This window comes from Nitrospira sp. (assembly GCA_030692565.1).
GTDB lineage: Bacteria > Nitrospirota > Nitrospiria > Nitrospirales > Nitrospiraceae > Nitrospira_D.
The window spans coordinates 40,235-62,619 of the sequence record JAUYAO010000014.1 but is presented as its reverse complement, the minus strand read 5'-3'; the positions used below and the strand labels follow the sequence as shown (position 1 = coordinate 62,619).

Genomic DNA, 22,385 nt, shown 5'->3' with positions numbered 1-22,385 from the left:
ATGTGTTTCTGTGCGTTCGTACTTCCTGTATCGGCAGATTCGCTTGTGGCTGCTGCCGATAGCCCGACAAAGTCTCTGAGTCCAATCCCGCCGGTGCCGGCTCTTCGTCTGAGTCTTGATGAAACGGTGGCGCTGTTCCTCCGCCAGAATCTCGATCTGCTTATGGCCAAGTTCGGGATCGACTCTGCGAAGGGCCAGCAGATCACCGCCAGGTTGTTTCCAAACCCAGTCGCGTCGATTGGGACATTGAGCGCCTTTACCCAGGGGAGGACGGCGGGTAACAGCGGGGCTGTCATCGGGCAGATTCAACAATTGTTCGAGCTGGCCGGCAAGCGCGGGTATCGGATTGAAAGTGCGGCGTTTGGCACCCAGTCAGTTGAGGCCGCTTTCGAAGATGCCGTGCGCCAGCTCACATTCACGGTGAAAGATGCCTATAACCGTACGCAGTTGGCGCAGCGACGGCTGGCCCTGGCCGAAGAAAATCGGGACCGGTTTTCGCGTATTCTTGAGGTGAATACGATCCGTTTCAAAAAAGGCTATATCGCCGAAGTGGATTTGATCAGGATTCGCCTGCAATTCATCGACTTTCAATCGCAAGTCATTCAATCGCTTCAGGAAGGGGAGACGGCGCGGGCGGATCTTCGCCAGTTGCTTCGGGTTTCTCCGGCGACTGTCCTTGAGTTGACGTCGGAGTTCGACTACAAGCGCGTTGATCCGGACATCGGTCGACTCCGGACTGTGGCGCTGGATGCGCGACCGGATGTGCGTTCTAAACGATTCATTATGTCCCAGCGCGAAGCGGATCTTCGTCTGGCCAAGGCCTATCGCATTCCGGACGTCACGGTCGGCGCGGGATATTCGATACAGGGGCCGAAAGGGCCCGACAATCCCGGCCAGGTGGCGCTCAGCCTGGGGATTCCGCTGCCATTGTTCAATCGCAATCAGGGCGGTATCATGCAGGCAGAGGTGGCGGTGCAGACGGCCGAGGCCGACCTGAGTAAGACGCTGAACCAGGTTGAAAACGAGGTGGATGTGGCCTACAAGAATCTGCTCCAAAGCCGGCGGCTGGTGGAGGCTTTTCTTGGAGGTGTCTTGGAGGATGCCCGCTCAACCTTTACGATTGTGGAGCGGGCTTACGAACGGGGCGGGGCGACGATCCTGGATTTGCTCGATGCGGCTCGGACTTCCAGAACGATTCAACAGAACTATTTCGAGGCCCTCTTCAACTATCAACGCAACGTGATTCAATTGGAGAGTGCGGTGGGGCAGGAGATATCCTTATGAGTGCTCATATGGCTCCGCTGGCAATCGCGCTGGCGCTCCTTATCATCTCCGGTTGTGGAAAATCTGACCAACCCTCGCCATCTGAATCGGTCACGGCCCCTCTCGCGAAGACTGCCCCGGTTCCCGCACCATCGCAGCCACGAGTTGAAACGGCGGTAGTGGAATTCAGTCCGTCGCACCAGGCGCTGATCTTGTCGGGGAAAGTGGCCTACGGCGAAGACCGCTATTCCAAGATTTCCTCGCCATTGCAGGGCCGGGTCGTCGAGGTGCGGGCGCATCTGGGTGATCGTGTGAAGGCGGGTGATGTGTTGCTGATCGTCGACAGCCAGGACATTGCCCAGGCCTATTCGGAGTATGTGAAGGAAGATTCGGATCTGCAGTATGCGACGCGGGCCTTCGAGCTGGCGAAAGACCTATACGAAAACAAGGCGATGCCGCTCAAAGATTTGAAGCAGGCCGAGAATGAACTGGTTAAAGCCCGAGCGGAATTCCGCCGCGCCAAAGAGCGGCTGCTCTCTCTGCGTGTCCCGGCCGATGAGCTGACGAAACCGTTGGATAAGCAGAAAATCACCTCACGATTTGAGATGAAGAGCCCGTTGACTGGGATTGTGGTCGAGCGAGCGGTGACGCCGGGCCAGTCGGTCGGGGGCGATCCGTCGCAAGTGCTGTTTACCGTGGCGGACTTGGATATGTTGCAAGTCTTAGCCGATTTGTATGAGCGTGACCTGGCCCTCGTCAGGGAAGGACAGTTTGCCATGGTCACCGTGGAAGCCTACCCCGGCGTCGATTTTCCTGCGACGGTGGCCGCCATTGGCGATGTCGTCGATCCGGCCACGCGCACGATTAAGGTCCGGGCCTGGGTGAACAATAATCCGCATAAGCTGAAGCCGGAAATGTTTGCGCGGCTGCACCTCGATGTCGGCGATGCCACGCCGTTTATTGTGGTTCCCCGTGAAGCCGTGCTGGAATCGGACGGGAAGCAATTCGTTTATGTCGTGGAAGAACCGAATCGCTACGTCAAGCGCGAGGTGAAGGTTTCGAATATTTCTACGGATCAGGTTCGTGTCTTGGACGGCCTGACTCGGGGCCAGCGAATCGTGATCAGGGGGGCCGTTCTGATTAAGGGCCAGGAAGTCAAAGGGACCTAATCTCGTGCAAGTCTTTTCTGCTGTTGTCTCTCCGGGCCAATCCATCCGATGATCGCGCGTCTCGTCGAAATTTCGCTTGTGCAGCGTTTTTTGGTGTGTGCGCTCGGTTTCATGCTGCTCTTTGGAGGGCTCTATGCCTTCCATCTTCTCGACATTGTCGCGTATCCCGATCCGTCGCCTCCGATGGTGGAGCTGATTACCCAGTATCCCGGCTGGTCGGCCGAGGAGATGGAGCGACAGATCACGATTCCGATTGAAGTGGCGTTGAACGGAATGCCGGGTCTGACCGACATCCGGTCGCTTTCGATCTTCGGCCTCAGCGATATCAAAGTGTATTTTGACTTTGATTCGGACATGTTTCGAGATCGACAGGAAGTGCTCAATCGGCTCGCGAGCGTACAGCTTCCCAAAGGCGCCGACCCCGCACTGTCTCCCTGGTGGGCGATTGCCGAAATCTACCGATATGAACTGACCAGCGACAAGGGCACAAGTCTCACCGATCTCAAGACGATCCAAGATTGGCAGGTCCGGCGCGAGTTTAAACGAGTGCCCGGCGTCATCGATGTGACGGCGTTCGGCGGCACCACGAAGGAGTATCACGTCGATATCGATCCCGGGAAACTCATCAGCTACGGCGTGAGTTTGTCCCAGGTGATGACCGCGCTGACCAACAGCAATGCCAACGTCGGCGGGAACTATCTGACGGTCGGGGCGCAGAACTACAACATCCGCGGACTGGGTCTCATCAACCGGCTCGAAGATATCGAGAATGTGGTCGTCGCGGAAAAGGACGGCACACCGATATTTGTGAACACGCTGGGCAAGGTCTCGGTCGGCCACCAAGTGCGGCTGGGAAAAGTCGGCATCGACGACCGCGACGATGTGGTGGAAGGGGTCGTCTTGTTGCAGCGCGGCTATAAGGCGCTGCCGGTCTTGGATAAGGTGCGCGCGAAAGTCGAGGATCTGAATGCCTGGAAGCTGCCGGAAGGCGTCAAGATCAAGACCTTCTACGATCGAACGAAACTGATTCATACGACCGTGGAAACCGTGCTGGATATCCTGATCAGCGGTATGGTGCTCGTCTTTGTCATTCTCGTGGTCTTTCTCGGACACTTCCGCGCCGCGCTGATCGTCGCGCTCACGATTCCGATGTCTCTGCTGTTCACGTTCACGATGATGATTCTGATCGGCCAGTCAGCGAACCTCATCTCCCTCGGTTCCATCGATTTCGGCATTATTGTCGATGCGACATTGATTATGGTCGAGAGCATCTTCTTCCACTTAGCCCACTCAAAGACGCCCGGGCTGACGGTGCATCAGCAGATCGTGCGGGCCGCCCGGCAGGTCGGACAGCCTATTTTCTATTCCACGACGATTATCGTGGTGGCGTTTATTCCCCTCTTCACGATGACGGGGGTGCCGGGGAAGATTTTCGCGCCCATGTCGATCACCTATGGATTTGCCCTTGTCGGCGCCCTGTTGATGGCCTTCACGCTCGCGCCCGTGCTCTGTTCGTTCCTGCTGAAAGGGAAGATCAGCGAAGACGATACGATGGTGGTGCGCGGCATTCGGCGCACCTATTCTGCGACGCTGGAGTGGGCGTTGAATCATCGCGCCACAGTCCTTGGGTTTGCCGGCGGATCGCTGCTGGTCACGATGGTGGCATTGCGATTTCTGGGTGGAGAATTCATGCCGGCGCTGGAGGAAGGGAATCTCTGGGTGCGGGCGACCATGCCGGTCGATATCTCGTTCGATCAGGCGGCGCGGTTGACCAGCGACATTCGCCGCATGTTCCGGGATTCTCCGGAAGTGTCGACGATTGTGTCTCAACTCGGGCGCCCGGATGACGGAACCGATCCAACGAGTTTCTTCAACGCGGAGTTTCTGGCGAATCTGAAGCCCCAGGAAGAGTGGCGGCATGGGCTCAGCAAGGATCAGCTGATTGAGGAAATCGAAGGACGATTGAAAGATATTCCCGGCGTGATTTTCAATTTCTCGCAGGTCATTCAGGATAACGTCGAAGAGGCGATGTCCGGTGTCAAAGGCGAAAACTCCATCAAGCTGTTCGGGACGGACCTCAAGACAATGGAGGCCAAGGCCGGGGAGATCGAGCGGGTGATGCAAGGGGTGCAAGGGGTCAAAGACCTTGGCATCTTTCGTCTGGTGGGCCAGCCGAATCTCTTGATTCAAGTCGACCGTGAAGCGAGCGCGCGGTATGGATTGCAGGTGGGGGATGTGAACGCGGTGGTGCAGGCAGCCGTCGGGGGCCAGGCCGTCACACAAGTCTATGAAGGGGAGCGGCTCTTTGATCTTGTCGTGCGGTTCCTTCCTGAATTTCGCCAGGATGTGGAGGCGATCGGAAACATTCTGGTGAGTACGCCCGATGGGGCGAGGGTGCCACTCAAGCAAGTGGCGAGCATTACGACGCAGACCGGAGCCTTTATTATTTATCGGGAGAACAATGAGCGCTATATTCCCATCAAGTTCAGTGTGCGGGATCGGGATCTCCAGAGCACCGTGGAAGAGGCGCAGGCGTTGATGGCCAAGCAGATCGTCCTGCCTGAGCGCTATCGCATGGAGTGGGCCGGCCAATACGATCAATTGAAGGATGAGCAGCATCGTCTCGCGAAAGTAGTGCCGATCAGCCTGGTGATTATTTTGTTCCTCCTCTACACCACGTTCGATTCACTCAAGAACGCACTGTTGGTCCTGGCGACGGTTCCGTTTGCCTTGGTCGGAGGGGTCCTGTCACTGGTGTTGACCGATACGCATTTTAGTATTTCGGCGGCCGTCGGCGTGATCTCGACATTGGGTGTCGCGATTCTTGGCGGGGTCCTGCTGATATCGCGAATCGAAGAGTTTCGCCAAGCGGGGCTGAGTCTTCGTGAGGCTGTCCGGAAGGGCGCCGACGTGCAGATGCGGCCGATCCTGATGGCGACGTTGGGGGCGGCCATTGGATTGTTGCCCGCGGCGCTGGCGACCGGGATTGGGTCGCAAGCGCAAAAGCCGCTGGCTCGTGTGGTGGTCGGCGGCATGTTGACGGCGGCCTTTTTGATTTTGGTCGTGTTGCCGGTATTATATGAGCTCGCCCATCGCCGTGAGGGGATCATCGAGCAAGAACCACAGTAACGACTTGGGAAGGAGACTTGTGACAATGAGCAGACGTCTTGTGATCGTGGTTGGTGTGTGTGCGCTGGCCATTGGCGCCGGGTTGCCGGTAGACCTCTGGGCAGGCGCCAAGAATCCTATCGTGCTCGTACAAATTCCCTATGAGGCTCCGCCGAAGCAGCAGGATGTACCCGATGTGTCCGTGCCGCCGAATACGAATCCGCTGACCCCGGAGGAAATGACACGGGCTGAGGCGCTGCTTCCCTTGCTGGAAGGAAAGCAGGAGTTTTGGGCCATGGGGGAGTTTGTGCATTTGGGAGAGCCGTCTGTTCCGGCGTTGGTCAAAGGGCTGACGATGCCGAGCCCGAGAATTCGCTACAACACGATCGAGACGCTGTCGATGATGAAAGGGGTGTCCGGCGTGCCGGCATTGCTTCAGGCAGCCAAAGATCCGAACGAACTCCCGCGCGTCCGCGAGCATGCCCTGCGTGTGGCGATTCGACTCGATGCGGCGAAAACGCCTGAGGCGATTGAGGTGATGTCGAAGGATCAGAATCCCTCAGTGCGGAAGGCGGCGGCGTTTGAATCGCGTTACGTCAGGCTTAAAGCGGTGATTCCTACGCTGATCCCCATGATCACCGACGATGAACGTTTCGTGGCGATGTCGGCGTTGCATTCCCTCTGGATTGTGACGCGTCATGAAACCGAGTTTCACGATTGGGATACGTCGACGAAGCAGGATCGGCAGGCCTGGGTGAGTGAGTGGGTGGAGTGGTGGGCTTCGAATAAGGATGCGTTTGAGATTCCTGAGCCACGTCGAGCCGGGAAAAGTTCCTGATCGTCACATGCCGAGACTGGTGGGTTGCAGGCCAAAACCGGCCTGTGGTACCTATACGAGATCTAGGTTTGTAGACAGTGAGTGTCATTCGTATGGCGATTTTGAAAATAGCGAAGCTTGGCAATCCCATTCTGCGTCGACAGGCCGATCCCATCGGTCCGCGTCAGATCAAGTCGCTCGATATTCAACGCTTGATCGACGACATGCTGGAGACGATGTACGACGAGCCGGGCATCGGGCTGGCCGCTCCGCAAGTGTCCCGATCTGTGCAGTTAGTGGTAATGGCCTGCGAGGGCGACTTTCCTGAAACCGTGCTGATCAATCCGTCGATCGCGTTCTACGGACCCCAGCAAGTGGAAAATTGGGAAGGCTGCCTGAGCGTGGATGGCTTGCGGGGAAAGGTGACTCGTCCTTCCCTGATTCGCGTCAAGGCTCTTGATAGACAGGGCAAGGCGCTGGATTTCGAGGCCACCGGCCTGTTGGCCGTGTGTATTCAGCATGAGATGGATCATTTGATCGGAAAGTTGTTCATCGATCGGATGACGGACATGTCCACGCTGACGCAACTGGCCGAATTTGACCAGTATTGGAAGAAAGATCCCGCCGCCGTCATCTGATGAGTCGGGATGTAACCTGCCCCTGTGAAACCCCTGCTTCGCGTGCTTCAATATCTCCGGCCCTATCGCCTTATGGTGCTGGGGACCTTCCTGTTTGCCGGCCTGACGACGGCATTTGAACTCGTTCCCCCGTGGCTCATCAAGATTCTGATCGACGATGTCATTCAGGCGAACCGAGTCGAGCTCCTGACATGGGTCTTCGTGGGTTTGGCCGGATCCTACCTCATGCGCAACCTCTGCAGCTCAATGCGCATCCGCCTCAATAATTCCTTGGAACAGCAGGTCGTGCACGATCTGCACGTGCAGGTCTTTGCCGCCTTGCAGCGCCTCTCCATCAGCTTTTTTGAAAATCGTCCGACCGGCGAGATCATGTCGCGGGTGTTGAATGATACTGAGCATATGCAGCGGATCTTCGTCGACGGACTGGAAGAAATCATTACCGCCGGGCTGACCCTGATCGGAATCATGGTGGTCTTGTTCTGGCTGAACTGGAAGTTAGCCCTGTTGGCGCTGTTACCGATCCCGATTTTGATCATCGGGGCGGCACTCTTCACGAAGCGCGTCCACGGGTATTACCGTGAGATTCGGAAGGGCGCGGCAGAGTTGAATGCGCTGTTGCAAGATTCGCTGGCCGGTATTCGGGAGACCATGGGATTCAACCGCCAACCCTTTGAGCAGGATCGATTCGGCCGCAAGAGCGATCAATGCCGGAAGGACACCTTGAAGGCCATGTATCTCTGGTCCTACTACTCACCCGGGATGATGTTGATCGGGAGCCTTGGCGGCGCACTGGTCTTGTGGTTCGGGACGGCCGAGGTGTTGGCCAAGCATCTGTCGGTCGGTGAGCTCGTCATGTTCACGTCGTATCTGGCCCTGTTTTATGTGCCGATCAACCAGATTCATTCCGTCAACCACATGCTGCAGCACGCGCTGGCGGCGAGCGAACGGGTGTTCGATGTCCTCGATATCGTGCCGGATGTGCGTGACGAGCCAGGCGTTCAAGCGCCGGTGGCCCGCTGTACCGGGGCCGTGATCTTCGATCATGTGCAATTTCACTATCGCAGCGACGCGCCGATTCTGAAGGATGTCAGCATTGCCGTGCGAGCCGGCGAACGGGTGGCGCTGGTGGGGCCCAGCGGAGCAGGAAAGAGCACCACGCTGAAGTTGCTGAATCGATTCTACGATGTCACCGGCGGGTCGATTACGATCGATGGTGTGGATATCCGGCGCATGCCGCTGGCGTTTCTACGGAATCAGATCGGTCTCGTACAGCAAGAGCCGTTTCTCTTCAACGGAACGGTCAGGGAAAATATTCTCTACGGCGATCTCTCGGCAGGACAGGAAGCCATTGAAGCGGCTGCCAAAGCAGCCCGCGCCCATGAGTTCATCGTGAAGCTTCCTGAAGGGTACGACACCTGGATCGGGGAGCGTGGTGTGAAGCTATCGGTCGGGCAGCGGCAGCGGGTGTCGATTGCGCGTGTCCTGCTTAAAGATCCTCCGATCGTGATGTTCGATGAGGCGACCTCCAATATCGATACGGAGACCGAGGTCAAGATCCGTGAGGCGTTGAATGAACTCACCAAAGGCCGGACCACGATCATCATTGCGCACCGGCTATCGACCATCAATGAGGTCGATCGTATTATTGTGGTCGAGCACGGGCGGGTGGTCGAAGAAGGTACGCATGAGGTCTTGATCACTCGCGGAGGCGTCTACTCACGCCTGTACGAGGCACAATTTCAGGTGTAATAGGGATGGGCCTCTGAATGGTTGCGGCCATCGATCGCAGGTCAGTATACTTCCCCTCACGAATCACAAGGACGTCATACAACTATGGTGCTGATATACGAAAGTGATCCGCTGGATGATGAGGACGCCAGAGGGCGTTTCTATCATGTGTGTCGAGGCCGCATTATTCGCACGGAAATTCAACTGCCGGAAGGGCAGTCAGTCTATGAATGCGCGGCCTGCGGCATCGACCTGGAACCGGAAGACTTTTGGATCGCACGACAGAAGGGATCGGTGTAGTTATGGCGGGAAGCGCAGGCCGGAAAACCGTCTCAGTCTCGCGGGGACTCATGATGCTCTGTGAGACCTGCTTCGAGCAGGTCTATGCCGAGAAACTGCCCGACGCGAGGAATTTTGTCGCAGATCACGAATCCCTGTTCGATACCATCTGCCTGGGTTGTACCGACATCAATCGCCCGCTGATCGACGATATGCTGGGCAGTTCGGAGTAGGCTGATTGGTAGAGCGGGTCCTGGTTACTTACACTCTTTCCCGTTGAAGAACATGCAGGTGGATTCGCCTGATTTCACCTTCCAGGTTTTGATCACGGGCATCTCTCCTTCGCCGCGCATTTCCACGACGAAATCGACCAGGCCGGAAACCGGGAGTTTCTCCATATGGGGACGCGCGATTTCCGGGACGTCGATATAGAATACCCCGCCAAGCTTTGAAATCAGCACACGATGGTTTTCAGCATCGATATTAATGACGGGGCTGTAGTAGCTCTTGTCTTCAGCCAGGCTCTGACCGGTCACGATGATGAGGAGGGCGACAGCGAGAAGTATCGTACGGATGAATGCCATGACGATTGCTCCTTCTAATGAAGTCGATAATGGCGACATTATCGCATTGAAAATGGAAGAATGGAAATATGAAATTCCGAGCGGGGTTGAGCGGTGTGTGAACTACTCTGCGGCGATCTGAGCAGGAGACACCACGCCGCCTGTGATCCAGTAGGCGCGGATGTCGGGTGTCTGGTGCATCAGGGAGACGAGAAGATAGGCAGGGACGGGGAGATTGATCTTGCCCCAATAATCTTCGTAGTCGGTGGCGATCTTGATGTCGGTGACCGAAGGGCGGGCCGGATCGTGCGGATGCGAATGGTAGACGACTTGGAGGGTGTGGCCGCTACGTCGCATATCTTTTTGCGCGAGGGCCAGGTCCTGAGCATCCATCACAAAGGCGATCTCGGCCCGTTCAGCCGGGCTGAGGCGCGCCAGATGTGCGACTTTTGCCGGATCGAATGAGGCAAGTTGTTGGGCACCCTCCAGGGCGACGACATTCTTGATGCGATAGATCTTGGTGACGGTGTTTCCTGTCCCTGCGAGCAATCCGCAGCACTCGTAGGGCGCGAGCTCCTTCGCATGGGCGACCATGTCATCGAGAATGGGCTGGGGAATGATCAGATCAGCCACGATAGTTACTAGATGGTGCAGCTGACAGCATAATCCATCCCGAGATCCTTGATCTTCGGATTGGGTCCACAGAGAGGGCAGGCCGGATCTTTCGGACGGCTGACCTTACGGAACTTCATTTCGAGCGCGTCGTAGATCACGAGTTTGTCGGCGATGGTGTCGCCGATACCCAGGACTTCCTTGATGGCTTCTGAGGCCTGCAGAATCCCCATTGTGCCGGCGAGTACGCCGAGCACTCCGGCTTCTTGGCAGTTGGGAACCAGCCCGGCAGGGGGTGGCTCAGGATAGAGGCAGCGATAGCAGGGGTAGCCTGCGTGCGGCTTGATGGTCGTGAGTTGGCCTTCAAATCGGAACATGCTGGCCGAGATCAACGTCTTCTTGGCGAAGAAGCAGGCGTCGTTCACCAGGAACCGGGTCGAGAAATTATCCGAGCCATCCAGGACGATATCGTATTGCGAGATGAGCGGAAGAATATTGTCGGCGTCGACCAACTGGTGATAGGCGTTGACCGTGATCTCAGGGTTGATCGCCGTCAGCGTCTTTTTGCCGGACTCGACCTTGGGCATCCCGACCGTGGCAGTCGAGTGCATGATCTGTCGCTGGAGATTGGAGAGGTCGACGACATCGCCATCGACCAATCCGATCGTCCCGATGCCCGCAGCGGCCAGGTACAGCCCGGCCGGTGATCCCAGCCCCCCGGCTCCAATCAGCAAGACTTTCGCTTGAGAGAGCTTCTTTTGCCCTTTGCCACCCACTTCATTCAAGATGATGTGACGGCTATAACGTTGGATCTGAAGTTCTGTAAGTTCCATGATGTAATGCCGATTGCCGGAAGCTGCTTTCCTTATTCCACCACGTTTAGTTCGATGGGATCGACGACGCAGCCTTTTTTCCGAAGGCCGTCGAGCGCCCGTTCGATCTCGGCAATTTCGCCTGAGAGCTCGACATCGACCCAGCCGGTGGTTTCACGCACATCGGCGCGGCGCACGTTGGTGACGATATTGTACTCGCGGCCGATCTGATAAATGATCGGCTCTTTGACCTTGTCTTCAGGAAACCGCACATGAAAGCGTAAATGTGACATGGTTAGCCTCCTGCAATCGCGGGCACAATGGAGACTTCGTCGCCATCCTTCAGAATGGTCTCTTTGCCCTTGAGGAATCGGATGTCTTCCTCGTTCACATAGATGTTCACGAAGCGGCGCAATTCACCGGACTCATCGCAGAGGCGATCCTTGATGCCGGGGTGCGCGCTGTTCAGCGACTCGATCATGTTCGTGATGCTGCCGGCTGTCGTTTCAACTTCCCCCTGGTTCTTCGTCAGCGGCCGGAGGGGAGTAGGGATGCGGACTTTAATCATGCGTCACCACCACCGTTCTTTCCCAACTTAAAGGTTTTTTCAAAGGCCACCAGGCTCGGCTGAATGCGGGTCGGCCGTCCGACTGCATCGATGACTGCTTCCTGTGTCTTCAATCCGTTCCCCGTGATGTAGGCGACCGTCACTTCGTTCTTCTTGATCACCCCCTGCTTGACCAGTTTCTTCAGCACGCCGATGGTCACTCCGCCGGCGGTCTCGGCGAAAATGCCTTCGGTCTGCGCCAGCAGCTTGATGCCGTCGACGACTTCTTCGTCGGTCACCATCTCCATGGCGCCTTTGCTCTCGGCCGTCGCCTTTAAGGCGTAATAGCCGTCGGCCGGGTTGCCGATGGCCAGCGATTTGGCGATCGTCTTCGGCTTGACCGGCTTGAAGAAGTCGCGTCCCGCTTTGAAGGCGGTGGAGATCGGGGAGCAGCCTTCCGCTTGGGCGCCGTTCAGCTTTGTGTGGACGTCGTCGATGAGCCCCACGTATTTCATTTCGTGCAGCCCCTTCCAGATCTTGGTCAGGAGCGAGCCAGAGGCCATGGGAATGACGACTTGGTCCGGCGTCTTCCATCCCAATTGCTCGACCGTTTCGTACGCGAGCGTCTTGGAGCCCTCGGCATAGTAGGGGCGGATGTTGATGTTCACGAAGCCCCAGCCGTGTTCGCCGGCGATTTCGCTGCAGAGCCGGTTCACATCGTCGTAGTTGCCTTCGACCTCGACCACATGCGGTTTATAGATGAGGTTGCCCAATACCTTCGCGGCTTCCAAATCTCCCGGGATGAAGACGTAGCAATGGAGGTTGGCGGCTGCCGCATGGGCGGACACGGAATTTGCCAGGTTGCCGGTCGAAGCGCAGGCCACTGTCTCAAATCCAAGTTCCCGGGCGCGTGTCAGCGCGACAGCGACGACACGATCCTTGAAGGAGAGCGTCGGGTGATTGACCGTATCGTTCTTAATGTAGAGCTCATCGAGGCCGAGATAGGCGCCGAGATTTTTGGCGCGGACCAGCGGCGTCAATCCGGCATGCGGGCCGACGAAGTTCGTGCCCTCGACCGGAAGCAGATCGATATAGCGCCACATGCTGTGGGGACCCTCTTGGATCTTCTTGCGCGAAATCGATTTTTTGATTTCCTCGTAGTTGTATTTCACTTCGAGGGGGCCGAAGCACATCTCGCAGACGTGGATCGCTTTAGTGGGATATTCTTTCGCGCATTCCCGGCACACGAGGGCTTTCATTTTGGTCATTGCGACACCATATACGTAAAAAGTTAAACGCTACGGACGAACGGCACAGCCGGCAAACGGGTCCCCATCATCAAACAGCTCGGTGATCGTCGGATGGTCACCGCAGAGCGCGCAGTGAGGATTGCGCTTCACTTTGATCTCCCGGAACAGGGTCTTTTTTGCGTCGAAGTCGAGCAACCGATCGGTCAGCGGTCGTCCGATGCCGAGAATGAGTTTCAACGCCTCGGTGGCCTGAATTGTACCGATAATCCCGGCCAACACGCCGATGACGCCTGCTTCCTGACAGGACGCGACCAGGCCGACCGGCGGCGGGGTCTTGAATACGCAACGATAGCAGGCCGACTTCTTCGGCACAATCGTCGTCACGCGGCCATCGAAGCGAAGGATCCCGCCATGGATCAGCGGTTTGTCGGCAAAGAAGCAGGCATCGTTGATCAGAAATTTGGCCGTGAAGTTATCGACGCCATCAATGATGACATCGTATTCACTGAAAATCTTGAGCGCATTCCCCGCGGTCAGGCGCTCCTCGTAGGTCTTCACAATGACGTCGGGATTCAACGCCGCGATCTTTTCCTTCCCGGAGACGACTTTGGGGCGCCCGATATCGGACGTATGGTGAAGGATCTGTCGTTGCAAGTTTGTCAGGTCCACCACGTCGCTGTCGATGAGACCGATGGTGCCGACGCCGGCCGCGGCCAGATAGAGCGCAGCCGGTGAACCCAAACCTCCGGCGCCGACCAGGAGAATCTTCGCCTTGGCGATCTTCTTCTGGCCTTTGCCGCCGACCTCAGGCAGGAGAATGTGCCGGCTGTATCGGTTTATCTGTTCTTCAGTGAATTCCATATGAGCCTGTGACGTGTGATCAGTGATGTGTGATGAGAGAATGCTTCAACTGTTCCACTGATGGAGTTGACTCATCACCGATCACGCATCACCCTCACTGCACCTAGATATTAAAATACTTCTCGATGCTGATATAGCGCTCGCCGGTGTCGCACAGGATGGTCACGACATTCTTCCCTGGGCCAAGCTCTTCGGCGATTTTCTGAGCGGCGAAGACATTAGCTCCGGCTGAAATGCCGACCAGCAAGCCTTCTTTCTTCGACAGCTGTTTGGCTGTTTGATAGGCCTCATCGTCCGTGACGGTAATTACGCGGTCGAGAATCTTCCGGTTCAAGACTTTGGGAATGAACCCGGCCCCGATGCCTTGAATCTTATGTGGTCCCGGATCACCGCCGGACAAGACCGGCGAGCCCGCCGGTTCCACTGCAATCACTTGCACGTTCGGATTCTTTTCCTTGAACAGCTCTCCGCAGCCCGTAATCGTCCCGCCTGTGCCGACCGCCGCGACAAACGCGTCGATCTTACCGTCCAGGGCATCCAGAATCTCAGGGGCCGTGGTCATCCGGTGCATCGCCGGATTTGCCGGATTCGAAAACTGATCCGGCATAAAATAGCTCGGGTTCTGGGCCAGGATACTTTCGGCTTCCTTGATCGAACCCTTCATCCCTTCCCAGGCTGGGGTCAGGACCAGTTGTGCACCGTAGGAGGACAGCAGGCTTGCCCGTTCCATGCTCATGCTTTCCGGCATGACGAGGATGAGCTTATAGCCGCGTACGGCTGAGACCAGGGCCAGGCCAATGCCTGTATTACCGCTGGTCGGCTCCACAATGGTGCCGCCCGGTTTCAGCTTGCCCTGCCGTTCCGCCTCATTGATCATGTTGAGGCAGATGCGATCCTTGACGCTGCCGCCCGGATTAAAAAACTCCACTTTGCCATAGATTGTCGCGGAGCCGGGTTTGGATAGCCGGTTCAACCGGACGAGCGGAGTCTTGCCGATCAATTCGGTAATTTCTTTGTGCATAATCATCGTCACCGGCCTCCTCCCATGTAAAAGAGGAATTCGACCAGATCGCCCTCCTTGAGGGTGGTGGTGGCGAGATGTTCCCGATCGATCATTTTGTCATTGACCTCGACCGCAACCATTTGCGGATCGATCTTCTTGAGCGTGAGCAAATCGAGGACGCTGCCGCTCTGGATGTCCTCGGATTTCCCGTTGACCTTGACCTGCATGGATTCTCCCAAGTTGGCCTAGAGATTAAGGAATTTCAGGACGTTAACAAAGAGTCTCCGCCCTTGTCAAGGCAACGCGGGCCTGGCACATTGCTTGACTTTCATTTGGCTCCCCATACACTATGCGACCCTCTCGGAGGAGTCGTCGATGTGGAAACAAAATTTTATGTTTCGAGCTCTTGAGGCAACCCCTCTCAAGGAGTCCGAGCAAGAGCTGTTTCATGAAACTGACCCGGCCATGGATAGTGCTGGACTACAGTTAGAGAAGTTTTTATCCGTTTGGATTCAAGGCGAGGGGGAGGATGACAAGCCGTCGATGTATACCGGCGTCTATGTTCGCACCGCCACGCTGGATTTTCAGAAACGGGTGGGATTTCTTCAGCCTCTTCAAGGGCGGTCGCACCAGATCAAGCAACAGCTGACGCCTGGCCAGAAAGCATTCCTGCGCGGCTGGCTCGGTACCCATTCCACTCAGGCGTGGGACGCGTCCGACGATCACTTTCGAGATCTCTTCGAAGTCGAATGACGAGGCGGTGCTGGCCAGCCTTCTCCCAATCTCTTCTTCGATGTGGGCTTTCGATTGCCTGTCTCGTGGGAGGCGTGAGTAATACAGCCCGGGCTACCAGTATCGAAGTGTATTACGCACCCGAAGATGAGCCGCTCACGAAACTGTCGAAGATCTACGATCATGCCTCGCGCTATATTTACGTGGCCGTGTATGGGCTGACTTCGCCGTTGGCCGTGAAAGGCCTGGTCGAGGCGAAGAAGCGCGGCCTGGATGTGCGCGTCATTACCGATCGGGAGAGACTCGACGATCACAAGCAACAGACCGCCGTCGAGACCTTGCACCTGGCCGGTATTCCCATCCTCGTCAATCAGCACGACGGGCTAATGCATCTCAAGCAAGTGGTAATCGATGACGAGATCAACGCGTCTGGATCGATGAACCATACCGGCAGCGGGAATCGGTACAATGATGAGCGGCTTGATGTGATTCACGATCACGCCATTACGGCTCAGGCGAAACAGAAGTTCTTGACGATGTGGAACGATCCGCAGCGCTACCATCTCTGGAAACCATAAACGGGACGCACGTGGCAGGGACCATCGTCGAAACAGATATTGCTGTCGTCGGGGCCGGAGGCGGAGGGGCCGTATTGGCGCTTGCGTTGGCTCAGCAGGGGATCAAGACGATCGTGCTCGAGCAGGCCTCAGGTCCGCCGCAGGGGCTACGTGGAGAAATTCTTCAGCCGAATGGGCAACGAGTATTAGATCGGTTGGGATTGCTCAAGAAGTTGCCGGTGGATTCGACCAGGCCGATCCGCAAGTTTCATTTCTGCCGGGTGGGTGGAGAGCGGTTGTGCACCGTCGACTACGAGGAGTTGCCCGCGCCATATAATCACGCCGTCGTGACGTTGCCGAATGTGGCGCACCACGCCATTCTCGATGCGATCCAGGCAGAACCGTCGGTCTCACTTTGGTATGGCGCCAGCTTTGTCAGTCTGGTGAAGGAGGGGATGCAGGTGAGCGGTCTGACCGCAACGCGCGGCGGGGAAGAGGTGACGATTCGTGCGAAGGTGGTTGTCGGGGCCGATGGCGCGTTTTCCAAGGTTCGGCAGGCCCTGCAGATTCCGGCGGAAGTGCATCTCTATCCGCAGGGGTATCTGATCGCGATTCTCGATTCTCCGTTGCCGATCACTGAAGCCAAGTATTACGTTGGAAAGAAAACGATTCTCGGACTCTTTCCTGCCGCGGGCGGCAAGGTTTATTGTTTCTATATGATCCCAACCGGCACCTATGATCGTATCAAGGCGCAGGGCCTTCCGGCCGTGCAGGAGGCTTGGACGGCCATTGATCCCGCGCTCAAGCCGTTGTTTCAGCAATTGACGGATTGGAGTCAGACGGCGTTCATGCCGACTGGGCGTGTGCGGACGCCGACCTGGGTGGCGGACGGCGCGGTGCTGATCGGCGACGCGGCTCATGCCATGAACCCGCACGCGTCGCAAGGCCGTATGCAAGCGATGGTCGATGCGATGACGCTCGCGGACTTGTTGCCGGAATGTCTGGCAGAGCGAAATTTCTCCGCGGCAAAACTGAAAACCTACGAGGATGCCCGGCGTCCCCAGGTCACCATGTTGCAACGATTGGCGGATGAGCAGGTCTTGTTCTGGAACACGGCAAATCCTGTGATTGGATTTCTCCGTAACCGGGTGTTTCGCACGCTGGATCGGAATCCCCGGCTGCGGTATCGCGTCTTGTCTACGACTGCGGGGCTGCGGCAATCGCCGCCGTTTTCATTGATCGATCGAGTCATGGCAGCAGGATTCCTGCCGGATCCGTTTGCCCGGAATACGGCAGCAGGAATGGCGAGGTTACACGATGGCAGGTAACGAATGGGTGATCGACGGATTGCCGGATGAGTATCAGCAGCACTTGCGGGCCTATGTAAAAGACGTGCAACGAGTGTATGGCGACTCGCTCGATGGGGTGTTGCTCTATGGCAGCGCCGTGCGCGGCGAGTTTCTGCCGGGCCGTTCGAATCTGAATATTGTCCTGGTGGTGACATCCACCAAGGCGGACCAACTTAAGAAGTATGGTCCGCTCCATCGCCGGTGGGCTAAGGAACAGATTGTCGTGCCGTTGTTTGTGACGCAAGCCGACTTGCCGGCGATGGCGCGGGTGTTTCCTCTCGAGTATCTGGAAATGCAGGAACAGCATCGGCTCCTCGCCGGTCAGGATCCGTTCGTCGGGTTCAAGGTCGATCAGCGTCATCTCCGTGCCGAAGTGTTGCAAAGCTTGCGAGGGAATTTGTTCCGCGTGCGCCAGCGTTTTATCGAGGGCGGGGGGACCGAAGAGGCCATTACGATCCTCTTGCCTCTGTCCTTGACGGCGCTGCTGCCTTGTTTACGCGGGGTGCAGCGATTGCTGGAGCGACCGGTGCTGTCCCACGGTGAGCCGCTCCTGAAGGATTTCGAAACATTCCTGTCCGTCGATCTGTCGGGCCTGCGCGACGCCTGGTTTCTCAAGCGCGGGCAGATCTCGCCGGGGCAGAAGGAAGTGCCTCGCCTCATGGAACGGTATCTTGAGAGTTTTGAACGGCTGGTGCAATCCGTGGAAGCCCGATTGACGGAGGAGCCGGCATGATCGGCCTACCGAGGAAATTCGTTTCCGCGATGGCGTCGGTGAGCCTGCTGTGGCTCGTTGTGATCGGATCTGCGCACGGGGCTCTCTATGATCGTCCGAAGGAACGCGCGCCGTTGCCCGGCCCAATGGGGTATGTCAGCGATCACGCCGGCGTGCTGGATGCGGAATGGAAAGAACGGATTCGTTCCGTCTGTCAGGATCTTGAGCGGAAGACCGGGGTGGAGATGGTCGTGGTCACCGTGCCGTCGATCAAGCCGTTTCTCTCAGCCAACGAATATGCAGCGGCCCTCTATGGAAAATGGGGGATCGGATCGGCGCAGCAAGAACATGGAGTGATGGTGCTGGTTTCCGTCGAAGAGCGGCAGGCGGCGATGACGTTGGGGCGCCAGATGCTCCCCATTATCACACCGACCATCATGACCGACGTCGGCGGCGGCACGTTGCTTCCCGCGATTCAGCTCGGGCATTTCGGTGAAGGCCTGTACCGGACAGTGGTGGCGCTCGCGACTCCGGCTCAAGAGGTGCGGGTCGGGACGTTACCGAAGCATCATTTCAAAGGCGTCGGCTTCTGGATCACTCTCTTTACGAGTCTTGGTGCGATGTCTTTCTTTTGGTGGATCAGCCGCCCGGATTTGCGGCATCCCTATCGCCGCATTCAACGTGGCGAATATTGGGGCACGGGGCAGGGTGGATTCGGCGGCAACTGGGGCGGATTTGGCGGCGGGACGAGCGGGGAAGGTTACAAGTAGGCAGGGCATTTAACCCAAGAAGGAGCATCATCATGGGCAAAGGTCAGGACAAAAAAAAAGAGACGAAGAAGAAGCCTGCTAAGTCGATGGCAGAAAAAAAAAGCGGCGAAGAGAGAAAAGGGCAAGTAGCGCGCAGGGCTGGCTTCTCTGTCGAGGCACCTTCTGAAGATGCCTCCCATTCGAAGCTCTTGAAGGATGCCACGTGACCAACCGTTCGTGAGAGAATCTTATGGCTTGGGTGAGATCGGGGCCGATTCTTTCCGCGCCCAATTGGTTGCGGTGACGCACAAGCCTATCTCGGATGTGGCCACGGGAATATCGCTGATGGTGACCTGTGCTCCGCCGTGAGGGTCATTGGTCCACACGCGAATGGCAGTTGTTGGAGCTTCCTTGGCATTCAGATAGATCGTGGTGTAGGCGAGATCAGTGAGCAGGACGCCATTCTGACTCTTCGTTGGCTCGATGTAGGAGACTGTCAGGCTGGTTTGGGTGGCAGGAAAAGATTTGATGAGCGTCGGGCAACCAGCGGGCAGTGCCATGCCGGTGGTGGTCTCTTTTCGCAGCTCTGTGGTCAAGGCGCTCTTTTGGAGCATGAGCTGGTCGGTTTCGCAGCCGGCGCTGGTCAATCCGACCAATAGGCACGCATAGGTTGCTGTTGTCATGTTCATGTCGTGGTGTCCTCTGGCTCGGTAGTCGGTTACGCAGTCACCATTCGTCGCGGGACGTCTCGTCCTTCTTCCAGGTCTTGCAGATCAGACCAGGCGGTCAGATCGGTCCGTGAAGGATCGACGGCATCGCGGTATTTCTTGAACTTCTCCAGGCTCTCGGGGGAGCTGGGACCGCGCAACAAGAGCTTCTCGTTCCATTCATCCAACTTAGCTGTCGGATGCGGCCTGGCAGTCTGTCGAAACCAGGCGCCGACTACTTCATCTGCCGGATTTGTTTTCACGGCAGCTGTGAATTGATCGCTGGTGATCCCCGCGAACTCCAAAAGCCGTTCATCCATCGGGCAGGGATAGAGGTACTCACCTTCCGTCCCGGCGAGGACGGCACGGCATTTGTCGATCATGCGTGCGAGATGAACATAGCCTGCGAGTGTGATCCGCATGCTTCGTGGGAATGATATTCGCAGGTCCATAGAGTGACCGAAGAAGCACCCCTCACCTTCACCTCTCCCCTTGGAGGGGAGAGGGTAGGGAGAGAATGGGGTTAGACCAGCTTATGGTTCGTGAAAGTGAGATTCTTCACGATGACCTGGCCGTTCTCAAACGCAATGATGCGGCGGGTGGCGGGAAGATCAGCCGCTCCCACGCGTACATGAGTGTCGGTGAAGCTCTCGACGTTGTTCAACTTGCCGTCAGTGGGGGAGTAGTAATAGACGGTGTATTTGGTGGTCAGGTTCTTTTGATCCTGGGTGACGGAGCTTTCTTCGACATTAATCGAGAAGGCAAACGGGGTCATGCCCGGATGGGCCATCTTCCGGTTAATCTGGGTGATGCGGTTATCTTTAACCCGGTAGAAGGAATTCGATCCGTGGATATCGAGCTTGGTGCCGAAGGGGTGGCCGTCCTCTTCCATGGTGAGGGAGTACTTGCCGTCTGATTCCTCGAAGCTCCGGGGGCCGCGGTGGACGGCAATCATACTGAGCTGTTCCTGAGCCCACTTTTCTACGTCGGCATCTCCGAGTTGCACCGACACCTCACGGGGGCCCTTCACCATGACGGGACCGGTGGTCACCTTCCCGTTAATGTTGACGGCTAGATCAGCGGTGAAGCCGTTAAAATCTTTCGGCCAGCGGGCGGTCTTCTCGAATGCTTGCCGCATGACCTCACGGGCTTTGGGATCGTCAGCGACGGTGGATTGCGGGGCTGTATGCATGGACATGATCAAGTCTCCTGTGAATGTAGTGGAGCGATTATACCTACCGGGTTTGACGGGGCTCAATGGGGAAGAGTCTATTCATCTACCAATGGAGGTATGCGCGTCTGGCGGGCCTCTGGTGCCTGAATTTTATGGTGCGTGTAGCCTGTTTCAACATTCGTGTGATTTCTGATATAGTCCCGCGAGTTTTTACCTGTTCGGCAGGCCTGGTGTCTGTTTGAAGGGATGCTAGAAGAGGATGGAGTAGAATGGAACGACGCGCCGCTTCCCATACTGAAGAAGAAGAAATGAACCAACGCCGCAAGCTGTTGAATGCGGCGAAGCGGGGTGATCAGAAAGCCATCGGGAAACTGTTTGAGCTGTATCAAGTGCGGGTGATGAACCCGGATCAGCTGACGAAGATCAATAAAGTGTATGCCGCCATGCCGATACCGGTGAAATCAGGATCGTCGAGATCCAGCCGGCAGTCAGCCAAGTCGGGCAAGCAGCCTCCCACAAAACCCGGTGCACCGGCGAAACCCGCTCTGGCGGCGAAGCCGGTGAAAGCAGCCAAGCCGGAAAAGCCCGCGAAGGCAGCCAAACCCACCAAGCCGGTGAAAGCAGCAAAGGCTGCGATATCTGTTGCCAAGAAAGTCACGAAGCAACCGGCGAAACGGAAAGCCAAGTAGTTCATCTCCGTCCCGCGTGGGTGCGGGACCTACTGTACGACTACGCGCAGTCCTCCGCTTGCGAGCCCTGACGCAATCTGTTCGGCTTGCTGTGTCTCTCCCTCAAAGACCATCGCCTCTCCCTCATGATCGATCTGATAGGCGAGTTCAAAGGCGTGTGACGAGGTCATGCCCGGCACATACTTACACAGCAATGTGATCACTTGCTGATAGGTGTGGCAGTCACAATTATAGACAATCACCCGGGCTTCAAGGCCGTCACTGGTCCCTGTACCGGTCTCTTCAGTCACGTCAGGGGTAGTCAGCGGAAAGGATGGTTTCGCCATGGCCGAAAAGTGTAGCAGAGTCTTGAGAGGAGGTTAATACCCGGTTCTGATTATCAGATGGTTGGGAAGCCGCTCGTTTTCTCGGTCGAGTGCTCGGCTGAAAAGCTGAAAATGTGCGGGCGAATCTGTCGCCGTTGTTAGCTGTAGGTTGTGTGCCAGTTGCATCGTATAGTACTGGGCCGCGGCGGTTTTGACCAATGCCAGACCATATTCGAAACGAAAGGCGTCGTCTCCGCTCAGCCGTTCCTGGCTCAACTGCTGTATGGCTTTGACGGTGAACGGTTGGTGGAAAAACTCCTCATCCATGAGTCGGAGTAGTGCCGCAGGCCCTGGCAAGACATCCTGGCCAATCGTCATGGCATGTGTGGGATCGAAGAGTCCCCGCTGAAATCTCCGGTCTTCACGGATCGCCTCATGGAAGAGTCTTCGCCACCGAGTATCGGCCAAGTCACGGTCAATGGAGATCCGGCTGGCCTCGCTCAGAGGGCCGCTGACATTATGACCTTGAACCAGCCTTCCGGTGGCCACCAATTCTGGAAATGTTCCTCCCATGCGATCGGCATAGGCGGTGGTCCCTGTGAAGGGACTGAGCTGGATCGCCATATAATCGCGAAAGTGGACCCGGTGAAAGCGCGCGAGGAGGCGGTGCAGCGTCTCCGCATGGCAGAGGTGGAACGGGTAGAACAAGGCCTCAGTTAGCGGTGCAGCGTTCATCGACATTCACAGAGACTCATGTTAGG

General features: G+C 56.9%; 29 protein-coding genes. 15 read left to right on the top strand and 14 right to left on the bottom strand.

Translation table 11 applies throughout. From position 1 onward, the window contains the following. Positions 1 to 45: 45 nt before the first annotated feature. From Q8N04_03635 to Q8N04_03600, 8 genes are all read left to right on the top strand, one after another. Entirely contained in the window at positions 46 to 1,284 is a 1,239-nt protein-coding gene (locus Q8N04_03635; GenBank protein MDP3089742.1) for a TolC family protein, read from the top strand. After that, complete coding sequence (locus Q8N04_03630) at positions 1,281 to 2,432, top strand: efflux RND transporter periplasmic adaptor subunit (GenBank protein ID MDP3089741.1); 1,152 nt, start codon at positions 1,281 to 1,283, stop codon at positions 2,430 to 2,432. Before Q8N04_03635 ends, Q8N04_03630 begins: the two co-directional genes overlap by 4 nt. Positions 2,433 to 2,480: 48 nt before the next feature. Next, positions 2,481 to 5,561 carry a CusA/CzcA family heavy metal efflux RND transporter gene (locus tag Q8N04_03625; GenBank protein ID MDP3089740.1) on the top strand — a complete coding sequence of 1,027 codons (3,081 nt, stop codon included), beginning with the start codon at positions 2,481 to 2,483 and terminating at the stop codon, positions 5,559 to 5,561. A 25-nt stretch (positions 5,562 to 5,586) separates the two neighbouring features. Continuing rightward, positions 5,587 to 6,378: a HEAT repeat domain-containing protein gene (locus Q8N04_03620; GenBank protein MDP3089739.1), complete on the top strand. Its 792-nt coding sequence runs from the start codon at positions 5,587 to 5,589 to the stop codon at positions 6,376 to 6,378. A 92-nt stretch (positions 6,379 to 6,470) separates the two neighbouring features. Then, the gene (gene def, locus Q8N04_03615; protein MDP3089738.1) at positions 6,471 to 6,995 is read left to right on the top strand and encodes a peptide deformylase; all 525 of its coding nucleotides are present in this window, start codon (positions 6,471 to 6,473) and stop codon (positions 6,993 to 6,995) included. 24 nt (positions 6,996 to 7,019) lie between these two features. Continuing rightward, positions 7,020 to 8,744: an ABC transporter ATP-binding protein gene (locus tag Q8N04_03610; GenBank protein ID MDP3089737.1), complete on the top strand. Its 1,725-nt coding sequence runs from the start codon at positions 7,020 to 7,022 to the stop codon at positions 8,742 to 8,744. A gap of 84 nt (positions 8,745 to 8,828) precedes the next feature. Continuing rightward, the gene (locus tag Q8N04_03605; GenBank protein ID MDP3089736.1) at positions 8,829 to 9,023 is read left to right on the top strand and encodes a hypothetical protein; all 195 of its coding nucleotides are present in this window, start codon (positions 8,829 to 8,831) and stop codon (positions 9,021 to 9,023) included. 2 nt (positions 9,024 to 9,025) lie between these two features. Then, the gene (locus Q8N04_03600; GenBank protein ID MDP3089735.1) at positions 9,026 to 9,235 is read left to right on the top strand and encodes a hypothetical protein; all 210 of its coding nucleotides are present in this window, start codon (positions 9,026 to 9,028) and stop codon (positions 9,233 to 9,235) included. 24 nt (positions 9,236 to 9,259) lie between these two features. On the opposite strand, the gene Q8N04_03595 is transcribed toward Q8N04_03600, so the two are convergent. The 9 genes from Q8N04_03595 to thiS form a co-directional block, all read right to left on the bottom strand. Then, a complete protein-coding gene (locus Q8N04_03595) occupies positions 9,260 to 9,586 on the bottom strand; it encodes a hypothetical protein (protein ID MDP3089734.1) in 327 nt (108 codons plus the stop codon). A 102-nt stretch (positions 9,587 to 9,688) separates the two neighbouring features. After that, positions 9,689 to 10,198: a M67 family metallopeptidase gene (locus tag Q8N04_03590; protein ID MDP3089733.1), complete on the bottom strand. Its 510-nt coding sequence runs from the start codon at positions 10,196 to 10,198 to the stop codon at positions 9,689 to 9,691. Positions 10,199 to 10,206: 8 nt separating this feature from the next. Then, a complete protein-coding gene (moeB, locus tag Q8N04_03585) occupies positions 10,207 to 11,010 on the bottom strand; it encodes a molybdopterin-synthase adenylyltransferase MoeB (protein ID MDP3089732.1) in 804 nt (267 codons plus the stop codon). Positions 11,011 to 11,042: 32 nt separating this feature from the next. Then, positions 11,043 to 11,282, bottom strand: coding sequence for an NIL domain-containing protein (locus tag Q8N04_03580; protein MDP3089731.1), 240 nt, complete (start codon positions 11,280 to 11,282; stop codon positions 11,043 to 11,045). Positions 11,283 to 11,284: 2 nt separating this feature from the next. Then, on the bottom strand, positions 11,285 to 11,557 hold the full coding sequence (locus tag Q8N04_03575) for a MoaD/ThiS family protein (GenBank protein MDP3089730.1): 273 nt from the start codon (positions 11,555 to 11,557) through the stop codon (positions 11,285 to 11,287). Beyond that, positions 11,554 to 12,804, bottom strand: a complete 1,251-nt coding sequence (gene thrC, locus Q8N04_03570) for a threonine synthase (protein ID MDP3089729.1) — start codon at positions 12,802 to 12,804, stop codon at positions 11,554 to 11,556. Before thrC ends, Q8N04_03575 begins: the two co-directional genes overlap by 4 nt. A 30-nt stretch (positions 12,805 to 12,834) precedes the next feature. Beyond that, positions 12,835 to 13,647, bottom strand: a complete 813-nt coding sequence (gene moeB, locus Q8N04_03565) for a molybdopterin-synthase adenylyltransferase MoeB (protein ID MDP3089728.1) — start codon at positions 13,645 to 13,647, stop codon at positions 12,835 to 12,837. A 103-nt stretch (positions 13,648 to 13,750) separates the two neighbouring features. Then, positions 13,751 to 14,674, bottom strand: a complete 924-nt coding sequence (cysK, locus tag Q8N04_03560; GenBank protein ID MDP3089727.1) for a cysteine synthase A — start codon at positions 14,672 to 14,674, stop codon at positions 13,751 to 13,753. Between the two features lie 2 nt (positions 14,675 to 14,676). Next, positions 14,677 to 14,877 carry a sulfur carrier protein ThiS gene (gene thiS / locus Q8N04_03555; GenBank protein ID MDP3089726.1) on the bottom strand — a complete coding sequence of 67 codons (201 nt, stop codon included), beginning with the start codon at positions 14,875 to 14,877 and terminating at the stop codon, positions 14,677 to 14,679. 148 nt (positions 14,878 to 15,025) lie between these two features. On the opposite strand from thiS, the gene Q8N04_03550 reads away from it, so the two are divergent. The 6 genes from Q8N04_03550 to Q8N04_03525 all read left to right on the top strand — a co-directional run bounded on the left by Q8N04_03550 (position 15,026) and on the right by Q8N04_03525 (position 18,976). Next, positions 15,026 to 15,403, top strand: coding sequence for a hypothetical protein (locus Q8N04_03550; GenBank protein ID MDP3089725.1), 378 nt, complete (start codon positions 15,026 to 15,028; stop codon positions 15,401 to 15,403). 74 nt (positions 15,404 to 15,477) lie between these two features. Then, a complete protein-coding gene (locus Q8N04_03545; protein MDP3089724.1) occupies positions 15,478 to 15,960 on the top strand; it encodes a phospholipase D-like domain-containing protein in 483 nt (160 codons plus the stop codon). Beyond that, the gene (locus Q8N04_03540; protein ID MDP3089723.1) at positions 15,921 to 17,267 is read left to right on the top strand and encodes an FAD-dependent monooxygenase; all 1,347 of its coding nucleotides are present in this window, start codon (positions 15,921 to 15,923) and stop codon (positions 17,265 to 17,267) included. The genes Q8N04_03545 and Q8N04_03540 overlap by 40 nt, the downstream gene beginning before the upstream one ends. Continuing rightward, complete coding sequence (locus Q8N04_03535) at positions 17,257 to 18,021, top strand: hypothetical protein (protein ID MDP3089722.1); 765 nt, start codon at positions 17,257 to 17,259, stop codon at positions 18,019 to 18,021. The genes Q8N04_03540 and Q8N04_03535 overlap by 11 nt, the downstream gene beginning before the upstream one ends. Then, positions 18,018 to 18,770 (top strand): TPM domain-containing protein, encoded by a 753-nt coding sequence (locus tag Q8N04_03530; GenBank protein MDP3089721.1) that lies wholly within the window; start codon positions 18,018 to 18,020, stop codon positions 18,768 to 18,770. The genes Q8N04_03535 and Q8N04_03530 overlap by 4 nt, the downstream gene beginning before the upstream one ends. 32 nt (positions 18,771 to 18,802) lie before the next feature. After that, complete coding sequence (locus Q8N04_03525; GenBank protein ID MDP3089720.1) at positions 18,803 to 18,976, top strand: hypothetical protein; 174 nt, start codon at positions 18,803 to 18,805, stop codon at positions 18,974 to 18,976. Between the two features lie 21 nt (positions 18,977 to 18,997). On the opposite strand, the gene Q8N04_03520 is transcribed toward Q8N04_03525, so the two are convergent. The 3 genes from Q8N04_03520 to Q8N04_03510 form a co-directional block, all read right to left on the bottom strand. Continuing rightward, positions 18,998 to 19,438, bottom strand: a complete 441-nt coding sequence (locus Q8N04_03520) for a hypothetical protein (protein ID MDP3089719.1) — start codon at positions 19,436 to 19,438, stop codon at positions 18,998 to 19,000. A gap of 29 nt (positions 19,439 to 19,467) precedes the next feature. After that, on the bottom strand, positions 19,468 to 19,878 hold the full coding sequence (locus Q8N04_03515) for a DUF5069 domain-containing protein (protein MDP3089718.1): 411 nt from the start codon (positions 19,876 to 19,878) through the stop codon (positions 19,468 to 19,470). 101 nt (positions 19,879 to 19,979) lie between these two features. After that, on the bottom strand, positions 19,980 to 20,654 hold the full coding sequence (locus tag Q8N04_03510) for a DUF3386 family protein (GenBank protein MDP3089717.1): 675 nt from the start codon (positions 20,652 to 20,654) through the stop codon (positions 19,980 to 19,982). 245 nt (positions 20,655 to 20,899) lie between these two features. Between Q8N04_03510 and Q8N04_03505 the strand changes: the two genes are divergently transcribed. Further along, the gene (locus Q8N04_03505; GenBank protein ID MDP3089716.1) at positions 20,900 to 21,319 is read left to right on the top strand and encodes a hypothetical protein; all 420 of its coding nucleotides are present in this window, start codon (positions 20,900 to 20,902) and stop codon (positions 21,317 to 21,319) included. 29 nt (positions 21,320 to 21,348) lie between these two features. On the opposite strand, the gene Q8N04_03500 is transcribed toward Q8N04_03505, so the two are convergent. Further along, the gene (locus Q8N04_03500) at positions 21,349 to 21,645 is read right to left on the bottom strand and encodes an ATP-dependent Clp protease adaptor ClpS (GenBank protein MDP3089715.1); all 297 of its coding nucleotides are present in this window, start codon (positions 21,643 to 21,645) and stop codon (positions 21,349 to 21,351) included. A gap of 33 nt (positions 21,646 to 21,678) precedes the next feature. Continuing rightward, positions 21,679 to 22,365 (bottom strand): hypothetical protein, encoded by a 687-nt coding sequence (locus Q8N04_03495; GenBank protein ID MDP3089714.1) that lies wholly within the window; start codon positions 22,363 to 22,365, stop codon positions 21,679 to 21,681. Positions 22,366 to 22,385 lie beyond the last annotated feature (20 nt).